The sequence below is a fragment of the Cellulomonas flavigena DSM 20109 genome (assembly GCF_000092865.1).
GTDB lineage: Bacteria > Actinomycetota > Actinomycetes > Actinomycetales > Cellulomonadaceae > Cellulomonas > Cellulomonas flavigena.
In genome coordinates this window covers 510,196-530,125 of record NC_014151.1, presented here as the reverse complement: position 1 = coordinate 530,125, position 19,930 = coordinate 510,196, and the positions used below count along the sequence as shown (strand labels likewise).

16 protein-coding genes, 1 tRNA gene and 1 pseudogene are annotated in these 19,930 nt (G+C 76.0%); 10 read left to right on the top strand and 8 right to left on the bottom strand.

Annotation, left to right across the window (positions count from 1 at the left end):
- Positions 1-24 precede the first annotated feature (24 nt).
- Positions 25-687: a thiamine phosphate synthase gene (gene thiE / locus CFLA_RS02495; protein WP_013115744.1), complete on the bottom strand. Its 663-nt coding sequence runs from the start codon at positions 685-687 to the stop codon at positions 25-27.
- A 121-nt stretch (positions 688-808) separates the two neighbouring features.
- Between thiE and thiO the strand changes: the two genes are divergently transcribed.
- From thiO to CFLA_RS02480, 3 genes are read left to right on the top strand one after another with little or no spacing between them, the layout of a single operon-like run.
- A complete protein-coding gene (gene thiO, locus CFLA_RS02490) occupies positions 809-1,996 on the top strand; it encodes a glycine oxidase ThiO (protein WP_013115743.1) in 1,188 nt (395 codons plus the stop codon).
- Positions 1,993-2,319 (top strand): sulfur carrier protein ThiS, encoded by a 327-nt coding sequence (gene thiS, locus CFLA_RS18810; protein WP_013115742.1) that lies wholly within the window; start codon positions 1,993-1,995, stop codon positions 2,317-2,319. Before thiO ends, thiS begins: the two co-directional genes overlap by 4 nt.
- Positions 2,316-3,125: a thiazole synthase gene (locus CFLA_RS02480; RefSeq protein ID WP_013115741.1), complete on the top strand. Its 810-nt coding sequence runs from the start codon at positions 2,316-2,318 to the stop codon at positions 3,123-3,125. The genes thiS and CFLA_RS02480 overlap by 4 nt, the downstream gene beginning before the upstream one ends.
- 7 nt (positions 3,126-3,132) lie before the next feature.
- Here CFLA_RS02480 and CFLA_RS02475 read toward each other — a convergent pair whose 3' ends face one another.
- Complete coding sequence (locus CFLA_RS02475; RefSeq protein WP_013115740.1) at positions 3,133-4,356, bottom strand: ThiF family adenylyltransferase; 1,224 nt, start codon at positions 4,354-4,356, stop codon at positions 3,133-3,135.
- 176 nt (positions 4,357-4,532) lie between these two features.
- On the opposite strand from CFLA_RS02475, the pseudogene CFLA_RS02470 reads away from it, so the two are divergent.
- The 3 genes and pseudogenes from CFLA_RS02470 to CFLA_RS02460 all read left to right on the top strand — a co-directional run.
- Positions 4,533-4,784 (top strand): annotated as a pseudogene (locus CFLA_RS02470) (TetR-like C-terminal domain-containing protein); the annotation flags it as partial.
- A gap of 126 nt (positions 4,785-4,910) precedes the next feature.
- Positions 4,911-5,852 (top strand): lytic polysaccharide monooxygenase, encoded by a 942-nt coding sequence (locus CFLA_RS20810; protein ID WP_013115739.1) that lies wholly within the window; start codon positions 4,911-4,913, stop codon positions 5,850-5,852.
- A gap of 211 nt (positions 5,853-6,063) precedes the next feature.
- Positions 6,064-8,142: a HelD family protein gene (locus CFLA_RS02460; protein WP_013115738.1), complete on the top strand. Its 2,079-nt coding sequence runs from the start codon at positions 6,064-6,066 to the stop codon at positions 8,140-8,142.
- Between the two features lie 50 nt (positions 8,143-8,192).
- Here the strand turns inward: CFLA_RS02460 and CFLA_RS02455 are convergent, their stop codons facing one another.
- Both CFLA_RS02455 and CFLA_RS02450 read right to left on the bottom strand, forming a co-directional pair.
- Positions 8,193-8,813: a hypothetical protein gene (locus CFLA_RS02455; protein WP_013115737.1), complete on the bottom strand. Its 621-nt coding sequence runs from the start codon at positions 8,811-8,813 to the stop codon at positions 8,193-8,195.
- Positions 8,814-8,905: 92 nt separating this feature from the next.
- Positions 8,906-9,454, bottom strand: coding sequence for a GNAT family N-acetyltransferase (locus CFLA_RS02450; RefSeq protein WP_043599556.1), 549 nt, complete (start codon positions 9,452-9,454; stop codon positions 8,906-8,908).
- Between the two features lie 112 nt (positions 9,455-9,566).
- On the opposite strand from CFLA_RS02450, the gene CFLA_RS02445 reads away from it, so the two are divergent.
- Entirely contained in the window at positions 9,567-9,983 is a 417-nt protein-coding gene (locus CFLA_RS02445) for a hypothetical protein (RefSeq protein WP_013115735.1), read from the top strand.
- A gap of 132 nt (positions 9,984-10,115) precedes the next feature.
- On the opposite strand, the gene CFLA_RS02440 is transcribed toward CFLA_RS02445, so the two are convergent.
- Together CFLA_RS02440 and CFLA_RS02435 are read right to left on the bottom strand one after the other, a co-directional pair.
- Positions 10,116-12,425, bottom strand: coding sequence for an esterase-like activity of phytase family protein (locus tag CFLA_RS02440; RefSeq protein WP_013115734.1), 2,310 nt, complete (start codon positions 12,423-12,425; stop codon positions 10,116-10,118).
- 290 nt (positions 12,426-12,715) lie between these two features.
- Positions 12,716-12,802, bottom strand: a tRNA-Ser gene (locus CFLA_RS02435).
- A gap of 76 nt (positions 12,803-12,878) precedes the next feature.
- Here CFLA_RS02435 and CFLA_RS02430 point away from each other — a divergent pair.
- On the top strand, positions 12,879-13,769 hold the full coding sequence (locus CFLA_RS02430; RefSeq protein ID WP_013115733.1) for a Sir2 family NAD-dependent protein deacetylase: 891 nt from the start codon (positions 12,879-12,881) through the stop codon (positions 13,767-13,769).
- Between the two features lie 132 nt (positions 13,770-13,901).
- Here the strand turns inward: CFLA_RS02430 and CFLA_RS02425 are convergent, their stop codons facing one another.
- Positions 13,902-14,333 carry a nucleoside deaminase gene (locus CFLA_RS02425; protein WP_043599554.1) on the bottom strand — a complete coding sequence of 144 codons (432 nt, stop codon included), beginning with the start codon at positions 14,331-14,333 and terminating at the stop codon, positions 13,902-13,904.
- 200 nt (positions 14,334-14,533) lie between these two features.
- Here CFLA_RS02425 and upp point away from each other — a divergent pair, with 200 nt between their 5' ends.
- Entirely contained in the window at positions 14,534-15,169 is a 636-nt protein-coding gene (gene upp / locus CFLA_RS02420; protein ID WP_013115731.1) for a uracil phosphoribosyltransferase, read from the top strand.
- Between the two features lie 271 nt (positions 15,170-15,440).
- Positions 15,441-15,815, top strand: coding sequence for a hypothetical protein (locus tag CFLA_RS02415; protein ID WP_013115730.1), 375 nt, complete (start codon positions 15,441-15,443; stop codon positions 15,813-15,815).
- A 127-nt stretch (positions 15,816-15,942) separates the two neighbouring features.
- On the opposite strand, the gene CFLA_RS18805 is transcribed toward CFLA_RS02415, so the two are convergent.
- The gene (locus CFLA_RS18805; protein ID WP_013115729.1) at positions 15,943-19,908 is read right to left on the bottom strand and encodes a sigma-70 family RNA polymerase sigma factor; all 3,966 of its coding nucleotides are present in this window, start codon (positions 19,906-19,908) and stop codon (positions 15,943-15,945) included.
- Positions 19,909-19,930 lie beyond the last annotated feature (22 nt).

Genomic DNA, 19,930 nt, shown 5'->3' with positions numbered 1-19,930 from the left:
CCCGGCTGCGGTGGTCGCAGCGTGTCAGCCGACGGTCCCGCGCCGGAGCCGCTGCGCCGCTCCCCGGGGGTCCGCCGCGGCGGTGAGCGCCCGCACCACCACGACGCGCCGCGCACCGGCGGCGACGACCTCGGGCAGCAGCGCCTCGTCGACCCCGCCGATCGCGAACCACGGCGTGCGCGGCGCGGTCGCGGCGACGGCCCGTACGGCATCGAGCCCGACCGGCTCGCGCCCCGGCTTGGTCGGCGTGGCGACCAGCGGCCCGACGCAGAAGTAGTCGACGTCCGGGTCGGCGTCCGCCTCCGCGGCGGCGGCCCCGCCGCCCGACGACCGTCCCAGCAGCACGCCCGGCCCGACGATCTCCCGCGCCTGCGCGACGGGCAGGTCACGCTGCCCGGTGTGCAGCACGTCGGCGCGCAGCGCGAGCGCGAGGTCGGCGCGGTCGTTCACGGCGAACAGTGCCCCGTGCTCGTGCGCGACGTCGCGGACCAGCGCGCCGAGCTCCAGCTCGTCGAGCACGTCGAGGCTGCGGTCGCGCAGCTGCACCACGTCGACCCCGCTGGCGAGCACCGCGTGCAGGAACTCCTCGAGGTCGCCGGTGGCCCGCCGGGCGTCGGTGCACAGGTACAGGCGGGCGTCGTCGAGGCGCGCGCGCCGCCGGGCGTGGACCTCCAGGGCGTCGGGCATGCCGGGCAGCGTAGTGTGGCCGCCGCACGGGAGCCCCGCCCGCAGTGCGTGACGTGGGGCTGAGAGGGCGCGAGCCGACCGTCGAACCTGATCTGGGTCATGCCAGCGAAGGGAGCACCGCGTGACGAGCGCTGCCCGCACGTCCCCGCACGCCGACGTCCTCGTCGTCGGTGCCGGCATCATCGGCCTGACCGTCGCGTGGCGCGCCCTGCTCGCCGGCCGACGCGTCACGGTCGTCGACCCCGACCCGCACGCGGGCGCGACGCACGCGGCCGCCGGGATGCTCGCCCCGGTCTCCGAGGCCGAGCACGGCGAGGAGACGCTCGCGCGGCTCAACGTCGCGTCGGCGGCGCAGTGGCCGGCGTTCGCGCGCGAGCTCACGGCGGCGTCGGGCCTCGACGTGGGGCTGGTGGCCACGGGCACGCTGACCGTCGCGTACGACGCGGGCGACGCGCAGCGGTGCCGCGACCTGCTCGCGCTGCAGCGCGCGTGGGGCCTCGACGTGGACGAGGTGACGCCCGCGCAGGCCCGCGAGCGCGTGCCGCTGCTCGGCCCGCACGTGGCCGCCGCGACGTGGGCGCCGGGCGAGCGGCAGGTCGACCCCCGGGCTGTCGCACGGGCGCTGCGGGCCGTCGTCGAGGCCGCGGCGACCGTCGTGACGAGCAGCGTCGCGGGCGTCGAACGCGGCCCGTCCGGTGAGGTCGTGGGCGTGCGGACGCCCGACGGCGGCACGCTGCCTGCGGACCTCGTCGTGCTCGCCGCGGGCGCCCGGTCGGCGGCGGTCGTGCGCGACGTGCCCGAGGTGACGGTCCCCGTGCGGCCCGTCACGGGCACGACGCTGCGGCTGGACGCGCGCGCCGCCCCGTGGTTCGCCGGGCTGCCGGTGCTGCGCGGCGTCGTGCAGCACCGGCCCGTCTACGTCGTGCCGCGGCCGTCCGGCGAGGTCGTGGTCGGCGCGACGAGCGACGAGCGCGACCCCGTCGGCGGCACGCGCGCCGGCGACGTGTTCGCGCTGCTGCGCGACGCCCGCGCGCTCGTCCCCGGCCTCGACGAGCTGCCGCTGGTCGACGTCACGACCCGCGACCGCCCCGCGACCCGTGACCACCTGCCGCTCGTCGGCCCCAGCGGTGTGCCCGGGCTGGTGCTGGCGACCGGGCACCACCGCAACGGCGTCCTGCTGGCGCCGCTGACCGCGGCCGTCGTCGACGCGCTGCTCACCGACGCCCCGCCGCCCGACGTCGCGCGGGCGTGCGACCCGCGCCGCCGCTCCCCGCTCACCACCCCGACCCGCACCGGAGGGACCGCATGACCAGCACCACCGACAGCACGACCACCGTCGACCCGCGCACCGCCACGACCGAGCAGCTCCCCGTCGTCCCCGACCCTCGCGCCCTCCTCACCGTCAACGGCGTCGACCGCCCGTGGGCCGCGGACGCCACGGTCGAGTCCGTCGTCCGCGACCTGCTCGGCGAGGGCGCACCCGCCGGCGCGACCGCGGACGCCGGGTGCGCCGGCCCGACGGGTGTGGCCGTCGCCCTGGACGACGCGATCGTCCCGCGCGGCCTGTGGGCCACCACGGCCGTGCCGGCCGGTGCGCGCGTCGAGGTCGTCACGGCGGTGCAGGGCGGATGACGGCGGCCTGGCAGGACCCGCTGGTCGTCGCCGGCGAGGTCGTCGGCCCGCGTCTCGTCCTGGGCACCGGCGGCGCGCCGAACCTCGACCGGCTCGAGGCTGCGCTCGTCGCGTCCGGCACACGCCTGACGACCGTCGCGCTGCGCCGTGTGCAGGCGGGCGGCGAGGAGTCGGTGTGGGGTCTGCTGACACGCCTGGGGATCCGCGCGCTGCCGAACACGGCCGGCTGCTTCACGGCCCGCGAGGCCGTGCTCACCGCGGAGCTCGGGCGCGAGGCGTGCGGCACGTCGTGGGTGAAGCTCGAGGTGCTCGCGGACGACGTCACGCTGCTGCCCGAGCCGTTCGGGCTCGTCGAGGCCGCCGACCGGCTGGTCCGCGAGGGTTTCACCGTGCTGCCCTACACGGGCGACGACCCGGTGGTCGCGCGGCGCCTGGAGGACGTCGGGTGCGCGGCCGTCATGCCGCTGGGCTCCCCCATCGGCTCGGGCCTGGGCATCCTCGACCCGCGCAGCATCGAGGCCATCGCGGACCGCGCGCAGGTGCCCGTCATCCTCGACGCGGGCGTCGGGACCGCGTCGGACGCGGCACTGGCGATGGAGCTCGGGTGCGACGGCGTGCTCGTCGCGTCGGCCGTCACGCGGGCCGCGGACCCCGAGCGCATGGCGCGTGCGATGGCCGCCGCGGTGCGGGCGGGCCGCGACGCACGCCTGGCCGGGCGCATCCCGCGGCGCGAGCAGGCCCTGGCATCGTCCCCGACGACGGGGCTGGTCGGGCGTCCGGCGGGGAACCTCGACCTGGCCCTCTGACGGCGGCTCAGTACCGCGGCAGCGACGGGTCGACGTCCCGCACCCAGGCGAGCACGCCGCCGGTGACCTGCAGCACGTCGTGGCGGCCGGCGGCGCGCAGGGCGTCGACGACGCGCTGCGAGCGGCCGCCGGCCTTGCAGTAGACGGCGACCGGACGGTCCTGCGGGAGGGCCGCGACGGCGTCGGCGGCACCCGGGCCCTGGAAGCGCCCGGAGGGGACGAGCACCGCACCGGGGATCGCGACGATGTCCCGCTCGAACTCCTCGCGCACGTCGAGCAGGAACGGCGGGGTCGGTGAGTCGAGCAGGTCGCGCAGCTCGGTGGCGCTGACCTCGCCGCCCGTCGTCGGGGCGGCACCGGGCGCCGGGACCTCGCACACCTCCGGCGCAGGCTCCTCGACGCGCGTCACGGGCGGGCGCGTCGGGTCGGGCAGCACGCGCAGCTCGCGCCACGTGACGTCCGCGGCGTCGTACAGCGCGAGACGCCCCAGCAGGCTGCGGCCGGCACCGGTGACGAGCTTGACGGCCTCGGTGACCATGACCGACCCGATGGTCGCGCACAGCGCCCCGAGCACGCCGCCCTCCGCGCACGACGGCACGGTGCCGGGCGGCGGCGCCTCGGGGAACACGTCGCGGTACGTCACGGGCGGGTGGCCTGGCGGCGGCGCCGACCAGAAGACGGCGACCTGCCCGCGGAACCGGTCGAGCGCGCCCCACACGTGCGGAATCCCGGCGAGCGTCGTCGCGTCGCTCACGAGGTAGCGGGTCGCGAAGTTGTCCGACCCGTCGACCACCAGGTCGTACTGCCGCACGATCTCCAGGGCGTTCGCCGCCGTGAGGCGCACGGGGTGCAGCTCGACGGCCACGTCGGGGTTCGCGGCCAGCACCGCGTCGCGGGCGGACTCGACCTTGGGCCGCCCGACGTCGGCGCGCGCGTGGATGACCTGGCGCTGCAGGTTGGACTCGTCGACCACGTCGTCGTCGATCACCCCGAGCGTGCCGACGCCCGCCGCCGCGAGGTACAGCAGCGCCGGGCTGCCGAGGCCGCCGGCCCCGATGACGAGGATCCGTGCCGCCGCCAGGCGGCGCTGCCCGCTGACCCCGACGCCGGGGAGCGTGAGGTGACGGGCGTAGCGCGCGAGCCGCTCGGTGTCCAGCGGCGGACCCTCGGGGACCAGGGGCGGGCGCGGCGTGACGCCGGTGCTCGCTGCCTCGACGGTCGGTGCGGTCACGCTGCCCCCTCGGTGCCGGTGGTGCGGCCCATTGTGCCGCCGCCGTCGGTGCCCACCCCGCGCGGGTCAGTGGGTGGACGGATCGGCTCGACGGGACGACGAGAGCGGACCCCTGACGGGCGTGTCGAACTCAGGGCGCCGACGCGACGGCGACGAGCGCGAAGGCCGCCACGTACGACGCGATGTTCCTCCTGCCGGTGCTCGTGCCGTTCGCGTCGGACGACACCCCACCGGTGGTGCGCGCCGGGTTCGACGCGATCGCGACCACGCTGCGCGGGCTGGAGCACCCGCCCGCCGACGTCCCGACGACCGCCGAGTTGCCGTGGGGCGCGCTCCACGGGCTCGTCGCGCTGCGCCGTGCCGGACGCTTCCCGGCCGCGCACCAGGAGGAGCGGATCGCGACCCTCGTCGCCCTCGTCACCGCCTGACCACCGCGGCGCGGGGATCGGCACCTCGAGCGTGAAACGTTTCCCGGCCTGCCTCGCCTGGGACTTCCGACCTACGTTCGAGGCGCCGTCCACATCCCCACCACCCCCGGTCGAGGTGACCTTCGCATGAGATCTCACGCACTCCCCCGCAGCGCACGCCCCACCCCGGGCAGGTTGCTCCTGTCCGTCCTGGCGGTGATCGCGCTGGCGTTCGCGGTGCTCACTGTCGCGCCCGCACCCTCCGCCCAGGCGCACGGGTGGATCTCCGACCCGCCCAGCCGCCAGGACCTCTGCTACACCGGCGCCGTGAGCAACTGCGGTCCCGTCATGTACGAGCCGTGGAGCGTCGAGGCCAAGAAGGGCTCGATGCAGTGCTCCGGCGGCGGCCGGTTCACCGAGCTGGACAACGAGTCGCGGAGCTGGCCGCGTCAGAACCTCAAGACCAACCAGGTCTTCACCTGGGACATCGTCGCGAACCACTCCACGTCGACGTGGGAGTACTTCGTCGACGGCCGTCTGCACACCACGATCGACGACAAGGGCGCGCTGCCGCCCAACCGCTTCACGCACACGATCAACAACCTGCCCGAGGGCAACCACAAGATCTTCGTGCGGTGGAACATCGCCGACACCGTGAACGCCTTCTACCAGTGCATCGACGCGTACATCACGCCCGGTGGCACCCCTGGGCCGACGCAGCAGCCCACCCAGCAGCCGACGCAGCAGCCGACGCAGCAGCCGACGCAGCAGCCGACGCAGCAGCCGACGCAGCAGCCGACGCAGCAGCCGGGCAACGGCGCCTGCACCGCGACGTTCAAGACGAACAACGCCTGGGGCAACGGCTACCAGGGTGAGATCACCGTGACCGCCGGCAGCTCGGCGATCCGCGGCTGGAAGGTCACCGTCAACGGCGCCACGATCACCCAGGCGTGGAGCTCCCAGCTCAGCGGCAGCACGCTGTCGAACGCGAGCTGGAACGGCAGCCTGAACGCCGGTGCCTCCACCACCCTCGGCTTCATCGCCAACGGCACCCCGAGCGGCGTGACCGCCACCTGCGCGGCCGCCTGACGGTCGCACCACGACGGCCCCGTCCCCGCGCGCAGGGGGCGGGGCCGTCGTCGCGCGCGGTGAGCCGAGCAGCAGCGAGCTGCTCGGCGCTCTCCCGATCTCTCCGCCCGGTAGGGTTCTCCGGCCGCACCGCCAGGACCTCCGGGGCAGCGTCCTCACCCCGGTCCCCCGGCACCGACCGGTCGAGCACCCCGTCAGGAGCAGGGAGACGATGGACGCTGCACCGCCCCGGTCCTCGGGGAGCACGACGTCCGACATCCCCGGCGAGCTCGCGGAGGAGCTCGCCGCCGAGCGGCGGTACCTCGCGTCGGCCCGGGACGCCCTGCGTCGCATGCGCGAGCGTGCGGAGAAGATGCTGGACGTCGGCGCAGGGGTGGGCGGTGACGCGTACGCCTCCGAGCGGCTGGGCTTCACGCTGACCCGGCGGGTCGCCCAGCTGTCCGACCAGTCGGACGTGCCGCTGTTCTTCGGGCGCCTCGAGCTCGCGGACGCGATCGACGACGGTTCGACCCGCTACTACGTCGGGCGTCGGCACGTGACCGACGAGGAGAGTCACCCCCTGGTGCTCGACTGGCGGGCCCCCGTGTCCCGGGCGTTCTACCGGGCGAGCCCGCGCGAGCCGCTCGGGGTCGCGGTGCGACGCCGGTTCGGCTCCTCCGGCGGCGCCCTGACGAGCCTCGAGGACGAGCACCTCGACCGCGGTGAGGAGACCGGCGCGGCCAGCCGCATCCTGACCGACGAGATCGAGCGACCCCGCGTGGGCCCCATGCGTGACATCGTCGCGACGATCCAACCGGAGCAGGACGAGCTGGTCCGTGCCGACCTGTCCGTGTCGCTGTGCGTCCAGGGCGGGCCGGGCACCGGCAAGACGGCGGTCGGCCTGCACCGCGCGGCCTACCTCTTCTACACCCACCGGCAGCGGCTCGAACGCGCCGGTGTGCTCGTGGTCGGCCCGAACCGCGCCCTCATCCAGTACGTCAGCAACGTCCTGCCGGCCCTCGGCGAGCTCGACGCCGAGCAGATCAGCATCGACGAGCTGCCCGCCGTCGCCGTGCAGGGCGTCGACGAGCCCGACGTCGCCGCGCTGAAGCACGACGCCCGCATGGCGAGCGTCCTGCACCGCGCGCTCTGGAGCCTGGTCGTCCCGGCGCGCGAGCCCCTGACCGTCCCCTACGGGTCCGCCCGCCACACGCTCGGTCCCGCAGCGCTCGACCGCGTCGTCGAGGAGGTCCTGGAGTCGGCGCCCACGTACGCCGCCGGTCGGGACCGGCTCCGGGCACGGGTCGTGGCCCGGCTGCAGCGGCAGGTCGAGTCGCGGCACGCCGAGGCACCGAGCGAGACGTGGTTCCGCTCGACGAGCCGCAGCCGCCCGGTGACGCGCTTCCTGGACGCGGTGTGGCCGACGGTCGCACCGGAGCAGCTGCTGCACCGGCTCCTGTCCGACCCCGCGGTGCTCGCCGCAGCGGCGGAGGGCGTCCTCACGGACGAGGAGCAGCGCCTCCTGCAGTCGCGGGTACCCGCACGCACGTACCGCAGAGAGCGGTGGAGCAGCGCCGACGCCTTCCTGATCGACGAGGTCGCGGGGCTCGTCGAGCGTCCGCGCGGCTACAGCCACATCGTCGCCGACGAGGCGCAGGACCTCTCCGCGATGCAGTGCCGGGCGCTCGCCCGCCGCAGCGTCCACGGGTCCCTCACCGTCCTCGGCGACCTCGCGCAGGGCACCACGCCGTGGGCCGCGCGGAGCTGGCACGACACCATGACGCACCTGGGACGGCCCGACGCCGCGCTCGTGCCCCTGACGACCGGGTTCCGCGTGCCGTCCGTCGTCATGGACCTCGCCAACCGGCTCGTCCCGGAGCTCGGGCTCGACGTCCCCCTCGCGACCTCGCTGCGGCACGACGGTTCCCTGCGGGTGTGCCGCGTCCACGACGTCGTGGCAGCCGCCGTGGACGAGTGCCGCAGCGCCCTCGCGCGCGAGGGGTCGATCGGGCTCGTCGCGCCCGACTCGCTCGTGGACGACGTCGCTGCGGCGCTGGCGGCCGCGGGCCTGGCGTGGAACCACGCGGACGACCTGGCCGGCGAGCACCCCCTGACGGTCGTCCCGGCGACCCTGGCGAAGGGGCTGGAGTTCGACACGGTCGTCGCCCTCGAGCCGGCGCGTGTCGTGGCCGAGGAGCGCCGCGGGCTGAACCGGCTGTACGTCGTGCTCACCCGCGCGGTGTCCGACCTCGTCGTCCTGCACCGGGACCCTCTGCCACCGGCGCTCGAGGAGCCGGCGGCGGCGCGGTAGCGCGGACGCCGGCCGGCGCTCACCTGCTCCCGGCTCCGGGCGGCGGGACGTCAGTCCGTCGCCGGTACCGCGGGCGGGCGCAGTCCGAGAGCCCGCAGCTCGAGGGACGCCAGGGCGTGGACGACCTCCGGGTCGCCACGCCGCCACGCCGCCGCGGGGTCGTCGCTCACACCGGCGAGCGCCCGCACCGGCTGCGTCGCGAGCGCCCGCAGCGCGAAGAGGTCCAGGTCGGCGGCCGAGTCGAGGATCCGGCGGGCGGCACCCGCTCTCCGGACGAACCTCGTCCGCACGACCCACCACACCCCGACCACCAGCGCGATCGGGACCGCGGCGATGGTGACGCCGAGCAGCAGCGCGAGCTGCTCGACGCTGTCCTGCACCTGCACGCCCGCGCGGGCGATGGAGTCGGCGGCGCCGCCCGCCGCGGTGAACGGACCGCGCGCGTCGTCGCCCACGAGCGGCACGCGCGCGACGGTGTCACCGGCGGACGCGAGGCTCTCCGACAGCGACGTCCCCGCGTCCTCCAGCGTCCGGCCGGGCGACGCGAGCCGTCCGACCGTCTCGTGCACCCCCCGCCCGACCTGCACCCACAGCACGACCCAGGCGACGACGAGGAGGTCGGCGACGACCTGACGGAGCCGACGCCACGGGGTCTGCGCGTAGAGGGTCACGGGGACATCCTGGCGTGCGGGGCCGCGCGGCGCCGGGCGTCCGAGCCGGTGCGGGGTGCGGCCCGCGGTGCGACGGTCGTGGCCGGGCGGGGTCAGGCCGTCAGGTCCTCCCAGACGAACGTCGTGGTGGTGCCGCTCGCCCAGTCGCGCCGCAGGATCGCGTACGCCACGGACGCCACCGGATCACCGCCCTCGACCGGCCAGCCCTCCCGGTAGTGCGCCTCCTTCACCCAGCCGCAGCGCAGGAAGGTCCTGCGCATCGCGACGTTGTCCTCCCGCGTCTGCCCCTCGAAGCGGCGGACGGCCGGCAGGGTGCTGAACACGAGGTCGGTCGCGGCGCGCAGCACGTCCACGCCCAGCCCGCGGCCGCGGAACCGCCCGTCGAGCCGCAGGTCGAACAGCGGGGCGTCGTCCGAGAGGTCCTCCAGGCGCAGCGTGCCGATGCGCCCGTGGTCCGTGTGCTCGACCCAGAACGTGTCGTGTTCCTCGTCGCGGTACGCCCCGGCGTCGATCGCCTGCTCGACGTCCGCCGCCGTGAGGCGTGGCCGGACGTGGAACGGGAAGACGTTGCGCGTCATGAACTCGACGAGGGCGCCGCGGTCGGTGCCGGTCGGATCGAGGCGGGTGAGGGAGACGGCCACGTCGGCCAGCGTAGGCCGGAGCGTCGCGGACTCCCGCACGCCGCCGTGTGCGCCACGCGGACCAGGTCCCTGACGCCACTGCGCGCGCCGTCGACCTGCCAGACTCCTGCGCGTGTCCACCACCGCCGCGTCCCCCGCGCACAGCCTCGCGCGGCTCGCGCTCGTCGCCGTGCTGTCCGCCGCCTGCTGGCTCGCCTGGATGGGGTGGGACACGCAGTACCAGGTCGACCCCGCCACGGGCGACGCGACCGGACCGTACGAGGCGTGGCAGGTGATCGGCTGCGCCGTGAGCCTGGTAGGTGTCGCGGTCCTCGCGGTGCGACTGCTCGGGGCCGGGTGGGCCGTGCCGGTCGTCGCGGTGGCGTTCACGCTCGCCTGGGTGGGGACGTCGGCCCCGTCGGACGAGTCCGGCCTGTGGGCGGTCGGCGCGGTGCTCGTGCTGCTGGGGACGGCCGTGGGCACCGTGGTGGTGGCACTCGTCGTGAGGGCCGTGCGCCGGCGGGGCCGCCCGCGTCACGACGCCGCCTGACTCTCGAACGCGACGAGCCGGACCCCTGAGGGTCCGGCTCGTCGCCGATGTCTCGCGACATCTCACGCGGTAGCGGTGGTGTGCGCCGGGTGCCCGTGCCGGCGCCGCGACCGCTCGACCCGCAGGAGCTGCTCAGCCGCGCCCGGTGTGGCCGACGGCCACGGCGGCGACGTCCGGGTGGTCGCTGAACAGCCCGTCCATCCCGGTGGCGAGGAACGCCCGGATCTCCCCGGCGAGGTCGCCGTGCGCGTTCGGGTCGTCCCCGACGCGGAACTCCGCCGGCAGGTACCGGTTCTCCGCGCGGAAGGTCCACCCGTGCACGTCGAGGCCGGCACGGTGGGCGTCCCGGACCACGGGCGTCGGGTCACCGAGCGTCCCGTCGGGCGTCCGCGGGATCATCACGTCCTTGCACAGCCCGACGGCGTCGGCGTACCGCGCCACCTGCCGCAGCCCCGCCGGCGTCACGAGGTCCGCGTACGTGCGGCCCTCGGCCGCGAGGTCGAACGGGCCGCCGGAGCAGTTCACGAGCTGCACGAGCGGGACCCGTGTCATGCGGTCGAGCTGCCGCAGGTTCGTCGTCTCGAAGCTCTGGACCGCGACGCGCGCCTTGGGCATGTCGAGCCCGTTCGCCCGCAGGTCGGCGACCAGCGGCTCCTCGAGCGACAGGCCGGCGGAGTCGAAGTACGTCGGGTGCTTGGTCTCCGGGTAGACGCCCACCGGACTGCCGTCGCACGTCACCGACCGGCGCGCGAGGTCGAGGACCTCGTCGAACGTCGGCACCTCGTACAGCCCGTCGTAGGCGGTGCTGTCCGGGCGCACGTCGGGGATGCGCTCGACCGCGCGCAGGCTGCGCAGCTCGCCGAGCGTGAGGTCCTCGGTGAACCAGCCGGTCACGGCGACGCCGTCGACCACCTTGGTCGTTCGGCGGTCGGCGAGCTCGGGTCGCTGCGCGACGTCCGTCGTCCCACTGATCTCGTTCTCGTGCCGGGCGACGAGCACGCCGTCCTTGGTCGCGACGAGGTCCGGCTCGATGTGGTCGGCGCACTGCCGGATCGCCAGGGAGTACGCCGCCAGCGTGTGCTCGGGCCGGTACCCGGACGCGCCGCGGTGCCCGATCACGGTCGCCGCGCCCCGGGCCGCGGCGGCCTTGCGCAGGTCGACCACGACCAGCTCGGTGTCGTCGGGCGTGCCCGGCACGCGCGCGGCGTTGCCCGGGTAGTTGGTGTCGTTGGCGAGCAGCAGGCGCCCGTTGCGCAGCCGGACGACCGTCTCGAGCGACTGGAACGGCAGTGCGAACTCCTCGCCCGTGCCGTAGCCCGCGCCCGGCGCGAGGTCGTGCGGGTTGGCGATCGCGAGCGCGTCCAGCACGAGCGTCTTGGCGAGGTGCCCGTCCCGCTCGGCGCGACGCAGGTCGATCTCGTAGACGCGCTTGGTGACGGACGCGGGGCCGTCGAAGTCGTCCCGCTCGAGGACGAGCATCGTGTGCCGGCCCGTCATGAAGGCGTCCGCCACGAGGTTCGCGGGGCGGTCGACCTCGTAGGACCAGGTGCGTCCGGTGTAGGCGCCGCGGCGGGTGTCGAACTCGTGGACCGTCCGGTTGCGCTGGTCGGGGTCGGGGCGCAGCGCCCCCTCGGTGACGGGGTACAGGTACCGGCCGTCCGGCGAGCCCGCCATCGCCTCGAACCCCTTGCTCGCGGCGAGCGTCGGCTCCTCGCCGTCCGCCAGGTGCGGGTGCTGCGGCGAGCGCACGCCGGGCAGCTCGACCGGCGGGGCGAGCAGCACACCGTCCGCGTCGACGTGGAGCAGGAACGGCCCGAACTCCTCGCCGATCCAGAACGTGCCGTCGGGCGCCCGCACGAGCGACTCGACGTCGACGTCGGCGCCCGTGAGGAGCCGGTCGGCCGTGTCCTCGTGGACGATCGGGAAGCCCGCGAGACGCTGCGGGTCCCGCAGCTGCACGAACCGGTCCAGACCGACGGTCCCCGGCCCGCCGTCCGCCGTCCGCCACTGCGGCGTCACGTGGTAGATCCGCAGCAGGAAGTCCGCGGAGTTGCCCTTCGACCCGAACCCGTTGTCCGGCAACGCCCAGAACGTTCCGCGCTCGTCCTCCACCATGGCGGAGAACCCGGGCACGACCTGCCCGTCGAACGGCCCCTGCCGCCCGTTGGCCGCCGTCGCGAGCGCACCGGACGGCGGGCCGTCGGTGAGGTGGTCGGCGGGCAGCGCCGCGTGCGCGACGAGCGTGGGCTCGACGACCGTGCCGCGCCGCGGCTCGCCCGGACCTGGCTCGCCGGGCCGCGGCCGGTCGGGGTGCGGCGCGCCGGGACGGCCGGCGGTGTCGGTGGACGCATCCGGGACGGCGTCGGCGCCGGCCGCGGCGGTCGCGGGAAGAACGAGCGCGACAGTCAGGACGGCCGCGGCGAGGTGGAGGTGGCGTCTCATGCGACAAGTGCAGCGCCGCCGGACCACGTCCGCGCGAGCGGGTGACGAGCGTGCGGTGTCGGTGCGATGAACGGACGAGAAGGCAGCCCACGGCCCCAGGCCGGTGGGCCTGGCGTCGTGTCCGGGCACCGTCGTCCGAGCGAGCGAACGCCGGCCCGCGCCGATCCCCCAGCCGCGCCCCGCCGGATCGAGCCCTGCTGGAACGACCGAACCCCCCGCGAGAAGCCCTTCCGGGCCCCCGCGAGGGGTTCTGTCACTTCCAGGCACTGAGTTCCGTCAGTACCCCGCGGCGGTAGCGGTGGGATTTGAACCCACGGTGGACTTTCACCCACACACGCTTTCGAGGCGTGCTCCTTAGGCCGCTCGGACACGCTACCTCGGCGGCTCACAGTACCCGGTGGGCGGCGTCCGGCCCAAACCGCTTCTCGCACCTGCCCGTCGTACCGTGGTCGGGTGAGCTCGTCGCCGGCCGTCCCCGCCACCTCGGCCTCCCTCGCGGACGTCGTCGAGCTGCTCGCGGGGCACCGGCTGACCGTCCTCACGGGCGCGGGGATCTCCACCGACTCCGGCATCCCCGACTATCGCGGGCCGGACTCGCCGCCGCGCTCGCCGATGACGTTCCAGCAGTTCGTGGGCGACGAGGCGTTCCGCCGGCACTACTGGGCGCGCAACCACGTCGGCTGGCGGCACGTGCACCGCACGCTGCCCAACGCGGGGCACCGCGCGCTCGCGGCACTCGAGGGGCGGGGCGTCGTGCACGGCGTCATCACGCAGAACGTCGACCTGCTGCACGAGGCCGCCGGGTCGCGGCACGTCATCGACCTGCACGGCCGGTACGACCGTGTCGTGTGCCTGCGGTGCCACCGCGTCGTGCCGCGCGCGGTGCTCGCCGACCGGCTCGAGGCGCTCAACCCGGGGTTCGTCGAGCGCGTGGGGCAGGTCGGGGACGTCGAGATCGCCCCGGACGCCGACGCCGTCATCGAGCAGACCGCCGGCTTCCGCGTGCAGGCGTGCTGGCAGCCCGACCCCGAGGACCACGCCCGTGAGTGCGGCGGCGTCCTGAAGCCGGACATCGTCTACTTCGGCGAGAACGTGCCGCGCGAGCGCGTCGACCGGGCCTACGCGATGGTCGACGCGGGCGACGCGCTGCTCGTCGCCGGCTCGTCGCTCACGGTCCACTCGGGCCGGCGCTTCGTGCGGCACGCGGCGCTCACCGGCAAGCCCGTCGTCGTCGTCAACCGCGGCGCCACCCGCGGCGACCGGTACGCCACGCGCACCCTCGACGCCGGCACGAGCGAGACCCTCACGGCCCTCGCCGACCTCCTCGCACCCCTCCGTCCCTGACCCACCCCGCCGACCCGCAAGTCGCCGAGTGCGGGGGAAGCGTGCCGAGTGCGGGGGAAACAACCCCCGCACTCGAGGAACGATCCCCGCGCTCGGCGGTGGTGGGGGCGCGTCGGCGGTGGGGTGGGCGCGTCAGCGATGGGGGTGGAAGAAGTCGCGCAGGAGGGTGGCGGACTCCTCCGCGCGGACGCCCGGGACCACCTCGACGCGGTGCAGGGCGCGGCGGTCGCGGACCACGTCCCACTGGGAGCCGCACGCGCCGGCCTTCTCGTCCCACGCGCCCAGCACCAGGCGCGGCACGCGGGCCTGCAGCACCGCACCCGCGCACATGAGGCACGGCTCCAGCGTCACGACGAGCGTGCAGCCGTCCAGGCGCCACCGGCCCAGCGTCGCGGCGGCCTCGCGCATCGCGACGACCTCGGCGTGACCGGTGGGGTCCGCGACGGCCTCGCGGACGTTGCGCCCGCGGCCGACGACGGCGCCGTCAGGCCCCAGCACGACGGCACCGACCGGCACGTCACCGGAGTCGAGGGCGGCCCGCGCCTCGACGAGCGCGAGGTCCATCGCGGCCTCGTCGGCCGGGGTCGCGGCGGGCGAGGTCGACCCGACGACGGCGCGCGGCACGTCACCGGACGGCGGCACGGCCCCGTTGCGCTCGTCCACGTGCCCTCCGTCCCGCCCCCACCGCGCCCGGGTCACCACCGTGCACGACGTGCCGCGCGGTCCCGGGCGGCCGGGGGCATCCTCGCACTACCCTGGCAGCCATGCGCCTGCACGTCGCGGACCACCCGCTCGTCGCCCACAAGCTCTCGGTCCTGCGCGACGCGAAGACCCCCAGCCCCACGTTCCGCCAGCTCGTCGACGAGCTGGTGACGCTGCTCGCCTACGAGGCGACGCGCGACGTGCGGACGCACGAGGTCGAGGTCGTCACGCCGGTGGCGACGACGACGGGCGTCAAGCTCGCGGACCCGAACCCGATCGTCGTGCCGATCCTGCGCGCGGGCCTCGGCATGCTCGAGGGCATGACGCGCCTGGTGCCGACCGCCGAGGTGGGGTTCCTGGGACTGCAGCGCGACGAGGAGACGCTCGAGGCGATCACCTACGCCAACCGTCTGCCCGACGACCTCACCGGCCGGCAGTGCTTCCTGCTCGACCCGATGCTCGCGACGGGCAACACGCTCGTCGCGTCGATCGACTACCTGCTGCAGCGGGGCGCACGCGACGTCACCGCGGTCTGCCTCATCGCGGCGCCCGAGGGGCTGAAGGTCGTCGAGGAGTTCGTCGGCGACCGCGCGGACGTGCAGATCGTGGTCGCGGCGGTCGACGAGCGCCTCAACGAGAAGGCGTACATCGTGCCCGGCCTGGGCGACGCCGGAGACCGTCTGTACGGCATCGTCTGACCGCCGCCGAACCCGCGGACCGCGCCGCCCCGGGCGCGTTCACGTTCCCACGACATGAGACGGCGGATGTAACCCCTTGGGGTGACGCCGTCCGACGTGTCACGATCCTCCGGTGAGTCCCGAGACGTCCTGCGCGCGCGGCCGACGCATCTGCGCGCATGCGTTCGGGTGGTATCCGCGCTGCTGTCGGGTCTGACCCGACCCCGGCCCGCCCATCCACCGACCGTCGCCGACGCACCCGTCGCCGGTCGTCCGAATACCGGAGACTCCCATGACCTCACCCGCCCGACTGCGTGGACGACGCGCCGTCCACCGACCGGTGCCCGTCGCGCCCGTGCCACCCCACGGCCCGCGCGCGGGCTTCGTGCTGTACGTGAGCCTCCCCGAGGACGCGGACGACGAGCCCGGTGACCGCCCGCGCCCCACGGCCCACGACATCGCCGAGACCGCCGACCTGCTGCGCGAGCTCGCGCAGGAGGCGCTGCCGGGCTCGGAGACGTACGCGGCGCTGTCGCTGGTGCCGGGTACGACCGGGGAGGTGCGCCGGTTCGGCGCCCGCCTCCCCCACCTGCGGCTGCTCGACCCGGTGGACGACACCCCGGAGAGCGGCACCGACGTCCTCGGCGGCTCGGGGGACGCCCGCTGAGGACACGCGCTGCCGAGCCGGCGGACGGGATCGGGGGACCCCGGCCGGCTCGGCAGCGCACCCTTGCCTGACGCAGGCGAGCAGGGCGCCGCCCGCGGCGAGCGCCCGCCCGTCATGGTCGGCCGCGTCAGCTCCGCAGGATCCCCGACGCCCCCACCTGCGACGTGCGCACGGTGACGACCCCGATGAGGTACTGGTCGCTGCTCGTGGTGGGCGTCAGCATCCCGACGCCCGAGGGCAGCGTGACCTCGGCGAAGCCCTTGGCGTCGACACCGAGCGAGTTGGGGTGCGTCCACCCGGTCGCGGTGGAGTCGAACGCGTTGCTCGGCGACCCACCGCCGACGACCCTCGACCCGTCCCACCGCAACGGCGTGAGCGCCCCGACGCCCGAGAGCGTGAGCGTGTCGCCCCGGTTGGCCCGGTCACCCTCCCAGGCGACGACGCCGATGCGGGTGCTCGCGCCGGCCTCGCCGACGAACACGAACGCGGGGGCGGTGGCCGTCGAGCCGATCCACGCACCACCCTGGTGCACGGTGACCGACGCGGCGCCCTCCGTGCCCGCGGCCGCACGCTCGCCGTGCACGACGACGAGGGACCAGCCGGCGTAGTAGCTCGGCACGCGGTCGCTGCGGCCGACGCTGACGGCGGCGTCGGCCAGCGCCCACTGCCCGCCACCGCCCGCAGCGACGAGGTCGGTCACGTCGACGGTGGCCTGGTAGTACTGCCGCGCGCTGGAGTCGCTGACCTCGGTGACGGACTGCGCCGTGACGTCGCGCCACGTGCCGTCAGGGCTGCGCAGCCGCGCGGTGCCGAGCGGTCCGCTCCACGCGTCGCCCGACCCGCGCACACCGGACCAGTACAGCCCTGCCCACACGACGGGCCGGTCCGCGGGCAGGTCGAGCCGCGTCGGCGACGACACCGGCACACCGGCGCGCGTACCCGGGGGTGGCACCAGGTCGGCCGGGCGCATGTCGAGCCCGTTGTTGTCGCTCTCGCGGCCCACCGCAGGGCACGCGGCGCCCTGCGCGTCCGCGCACACGAGCAGGGGGGCTCCGACCTCGAGGACCTCGAGGTCACCGACGCCCGTCCACACCGGTGTCAGGTTCGCCGAGCCCACGACGACCTGGGTCGACGTGGTCACCGGCTGCGCCCCGGTCGCGGTCACGCGCACGTCGACCGCGCCGAGGACGGCGCCGGCGGCCCGCAGCCCGATCTCGACGGGCCGCAGCTCACCCGCGGCGAGCTCGCCCAGGGGGCAGGTGACGACGCGGCCGGCGGCCACGCAGCCGGGCACCTCGCTGGTCAGCGACGCGGAGCGGGCGACGGTCACACCGGGCGGCAGGGTCACGACGGCCTGCACGTCGCCGGCAGCCGCGGCGGGCCGACCGTCGTCACGCTGCCCCGCGACGCCCACGACGAACGCGAGCGTGCCGCCGTGCACGCCGTCGAGGACGGCCGCGACGTCGGCGACGGTGAGCACGGGCTCGACGGCGGTGACGGCGACCGTGCGCGGCGCCGGGAGCCCCGCGGCGTCCGGGCCCGCGACGGAGACGACGAGGTCACCCACCGGACCGACGGTCCCGACGGGCACGTCGAGCCCGACCGCGATCTCGCCGCGAGCGCCGGGCGCGAGGTCGGAGGTGCAGATGGCGGCACCTGGGGTGCCGGCGCACGTCCAGCCCTCGCCCGCGGCGGCCAGCGTGACACCGGCCGGGGCCTGCAGGGTGGCGGTGGCGCCGCTCGCGGTCAGGTCGCCGGCGTTGCCGACGCTCACGGCGAGCTCGGTGGTGGCGCCCGGTGCGACGTCGACCGCGGCGGGTGCGTCGTTCGTCAGCGACGCGGGCCGCAGCAGGCGGTACGCGACGTCGTGCGTCTCGGCGGGGCGGTGCGCGGACGGCGCGAGCCGCACCTGCAGGGTCCCGGCGCCGGCGGTCGCGGTGCTCGCGCTCGACAGGGTCAGGCGCAGCGTCGAGGTCTCGAAGGCCCCCAGTGCACCGTGCCGGCACGCGACGGTCCCGGCACCGGTCGTGCAGACCCACGGGGCCGCCCCGGAGGCGCTGACCCCGGGCGGCAGGTCGGCCTCGACCACGGCGGGCCGGTCGCGTGTCACGGGCGTACCGCCGGCGTTGCGCACCGGGACGTCCACGACGCGCGAGCGGCCCACGACGAGGTCGACCTCGCCGGGCGCACCGGCCGCGAACGCGAGCCGCGCGGGCGACGGCGCCACGACGACCGGGATCGGGTCCGGCTCCCACGTGCCCGTCGCACCGGAGACCCGCACGCGGACCTCCTCGTCGCCGGACGCGGTGAACTCCTCGTCGATGTCGACCGTGAGCTCGAGCGCCGCCTCCGCACCCGGCGCGAGCTCGCCCAGCGTGCAGGTCGCGAGGCGGTCGGCGGCGCTCGTGACGCACGACCAGGTGCCGGCGTCCGCGAGCGCGAAGCCGAAGCCCGCCGCAGCGGCGTCGCCGGCGGCGAGCGTGACGCCCTGCGGGACGGCGACCTCGGCGACGAGCTCGGCGGCCGAGACGCCCCCGGTGTTGCTCACGGCGAGCGCGAGCGGCTGGGGCCCGAGGCCTGCGGTGAGGCTGATCGTGCCCTGCGGGGCGGCGACGACGACCCGGGCGGTGGCGGGCTCGGTGGTCGGCTCGGTGGTCGGCTCGGGAGTCGGCTGCGAGGTCGGGTCCGCGGTCGGGTCCGCGGTCGGGTCCGCCGCTGGAGCGGCGGTGGGGACGACGGCCGGCGCTGCCGTGGGGGCGGCGCCCGCAGGGGCGGGGGCGTCCGGCCTCGGCCCGGGCGTCGCGCGGCCCGGGCGCGCGGGCAGGGGAGCGTCGCCCTCGGCCTCGTCACCCGGGAGGTCGGTGGGCGTGGGTGCGGGGGCGCGCGTCGGCGTGCCGCTCGCCTCCGGAGCGGGCGACGTGGTCGCGTCCTGCGACGCGCCGGAGACGCCGGGCAACGGCTCCGCGACGGCGTCCTCGGGTCCCGACAGCAGCTGCAGGGCACCGACGATCGCGGCGCCGACGACCACGACGGCGGCGACGGCGACGGCGACCGCACCGGCGGACATCCCCGCGAGGACGCCCGCGGCGCCCGCGGCTGCTCCCCCACCGCCCGCGGCTGCTCCCCCACCGGCAGCGGCGCCCGTGACCGTCCCGGCAGCGCCCGCTCCCGCGCTCGTCGCCGCCGCACCCGACGCGGCGCCGGACCCGCCCGCACCCGTCCCGCCCGAGGCCGCCGCGCCCGATCCGGTCAGCACGGCCGCACCGGCCGCCAGGCCGCCGCCCACGGGCAGCTGCTGCGCGAGCGCCCCGAGCCCGATGATCCCCAGGACCAGCGGCGCGACGACGGCCCGCATGCCGTGGTTGACGTCCCCGAGCTCCAGCACGAGGACGCGGCACTCGGCGCACTCGTCGAGGTGCTGCTCGACCTGCCGGGTGTCCCGGGCCCCGAGCCCGCCGCGCACGTGGGCGCCGAGCTTGCCGGCCACGGCGCGGCAGCCGTCCTCGAGCGGGTCCTGCAGGTGCTGCTGGAGGTACGCCTGGCGCAGGCCCTCGCGCGCGCGGTACGCGAGCGCGGCCGTGCTGTTGGCGGTCAGCCCGATGATCGGCGCGATCTGCGCGGGCGTCAGGCCCTCGACCTCGCTGTGCCACAGGACCTCGCGCCACCGCTCGGGCAGCGAGCGGAACGCACGGGCGACGACGCTGCGCTCGAAACCGGCGAGCGTCGGCTCCTCGGCGGTCTCGACGGGCGTCGAGGCGGTCTCGAGGACCGCGACGTCGTCGGTCGGCTCGGTGCGGCGGCCGGCGGTGCGGTGCACCGCGGCGACGCGACGCACGACGGTGAAGAGGTAGGCGCGGAACGCGCTCTCGGGTCCACCTCCACCGCGCAGCGCGCGGTGGACGTTGGCGAACGCGTCGGAGACGACGTCCTCGGCGTCCGCCGCGGAGTCGACGTACTGCCGGGCGACGACGAGCGCGGCACCGGCGTGACGCTCGTAGAGGTGGCCGAACGCCTGCGCGTCGCCCTCGCGCGTCGCACGCAGCAGAGCGGCGTCGTCCTCGATGACGCCGCTGTCGCTCCTGCCTGTGGCCACGCCGCTTCCCTGTCAGCTCGCC

Bases quoted from the DNA above. Each gene is read 5' to 3' on its own strand.
- thiE (WP_013115744.1), bottom strand. From the start codon at position 687: ATGCCCGACGCCCTGGAGGTCCACGCCCGGCGGCGCGCGCGCCTCGAC.
- thiS (WP_013115742.1), top strand. From the start codon at position 1,993: ATGACCAGCACCACCGACAGCACGACCACCGTCGACCCGCGCACCGCC.
- CFLA_RS02480 (WP_013115741.1), top strand. From the start codon at position 2,316: ATGACGGCGGCCTGGCAGGACCCGCTGGTCGTCGCCGGCGAGGTCGTC.
- CFLA_RS20810 (WP_013115739.1), top strand. From the start codon at position 4,911: ATGAGATCTCACGCACTCCCCCGCAGCGCACGCCCCACCCCGGGCAGG.
- CFLA_RS02460 (WP_013115738.1), top strand. From the start codon at position 6,064: ATGGACGCTGCACCGCCCCGGTCCTCGGGGAGCACGACGTCCGACATC.
- CFLA_RS02440 (WP_013115734.1), bottom strand. From the start codon at position 12,425: ATGAGACGCCACCTCCACCTCGCCGCGGCCGTCCTGACTGTCGCGCTC.
- CFLA_RS02425 (WP_043599554.1), bottom strand. From the start codon at position 14,333: ATGGACCTCGCGCTCGTCGAGGCGCGGGCCGCCCTCGACTCCGGTGAC.
- upp (WP_013115731.1), top strand. From the start codon at position 14,534: ATGCGCCTGCACGTCGCGGACCACCCGCTCGTCGCCCACAAGCTCTCG.
- CFLA_RS02415 (WP_013115730.1), top strand. From the start codon at position 15,441: ATGACCTCACCCGCCCGACTGCGTGGACGACGCGCCGTCCACCGACCG.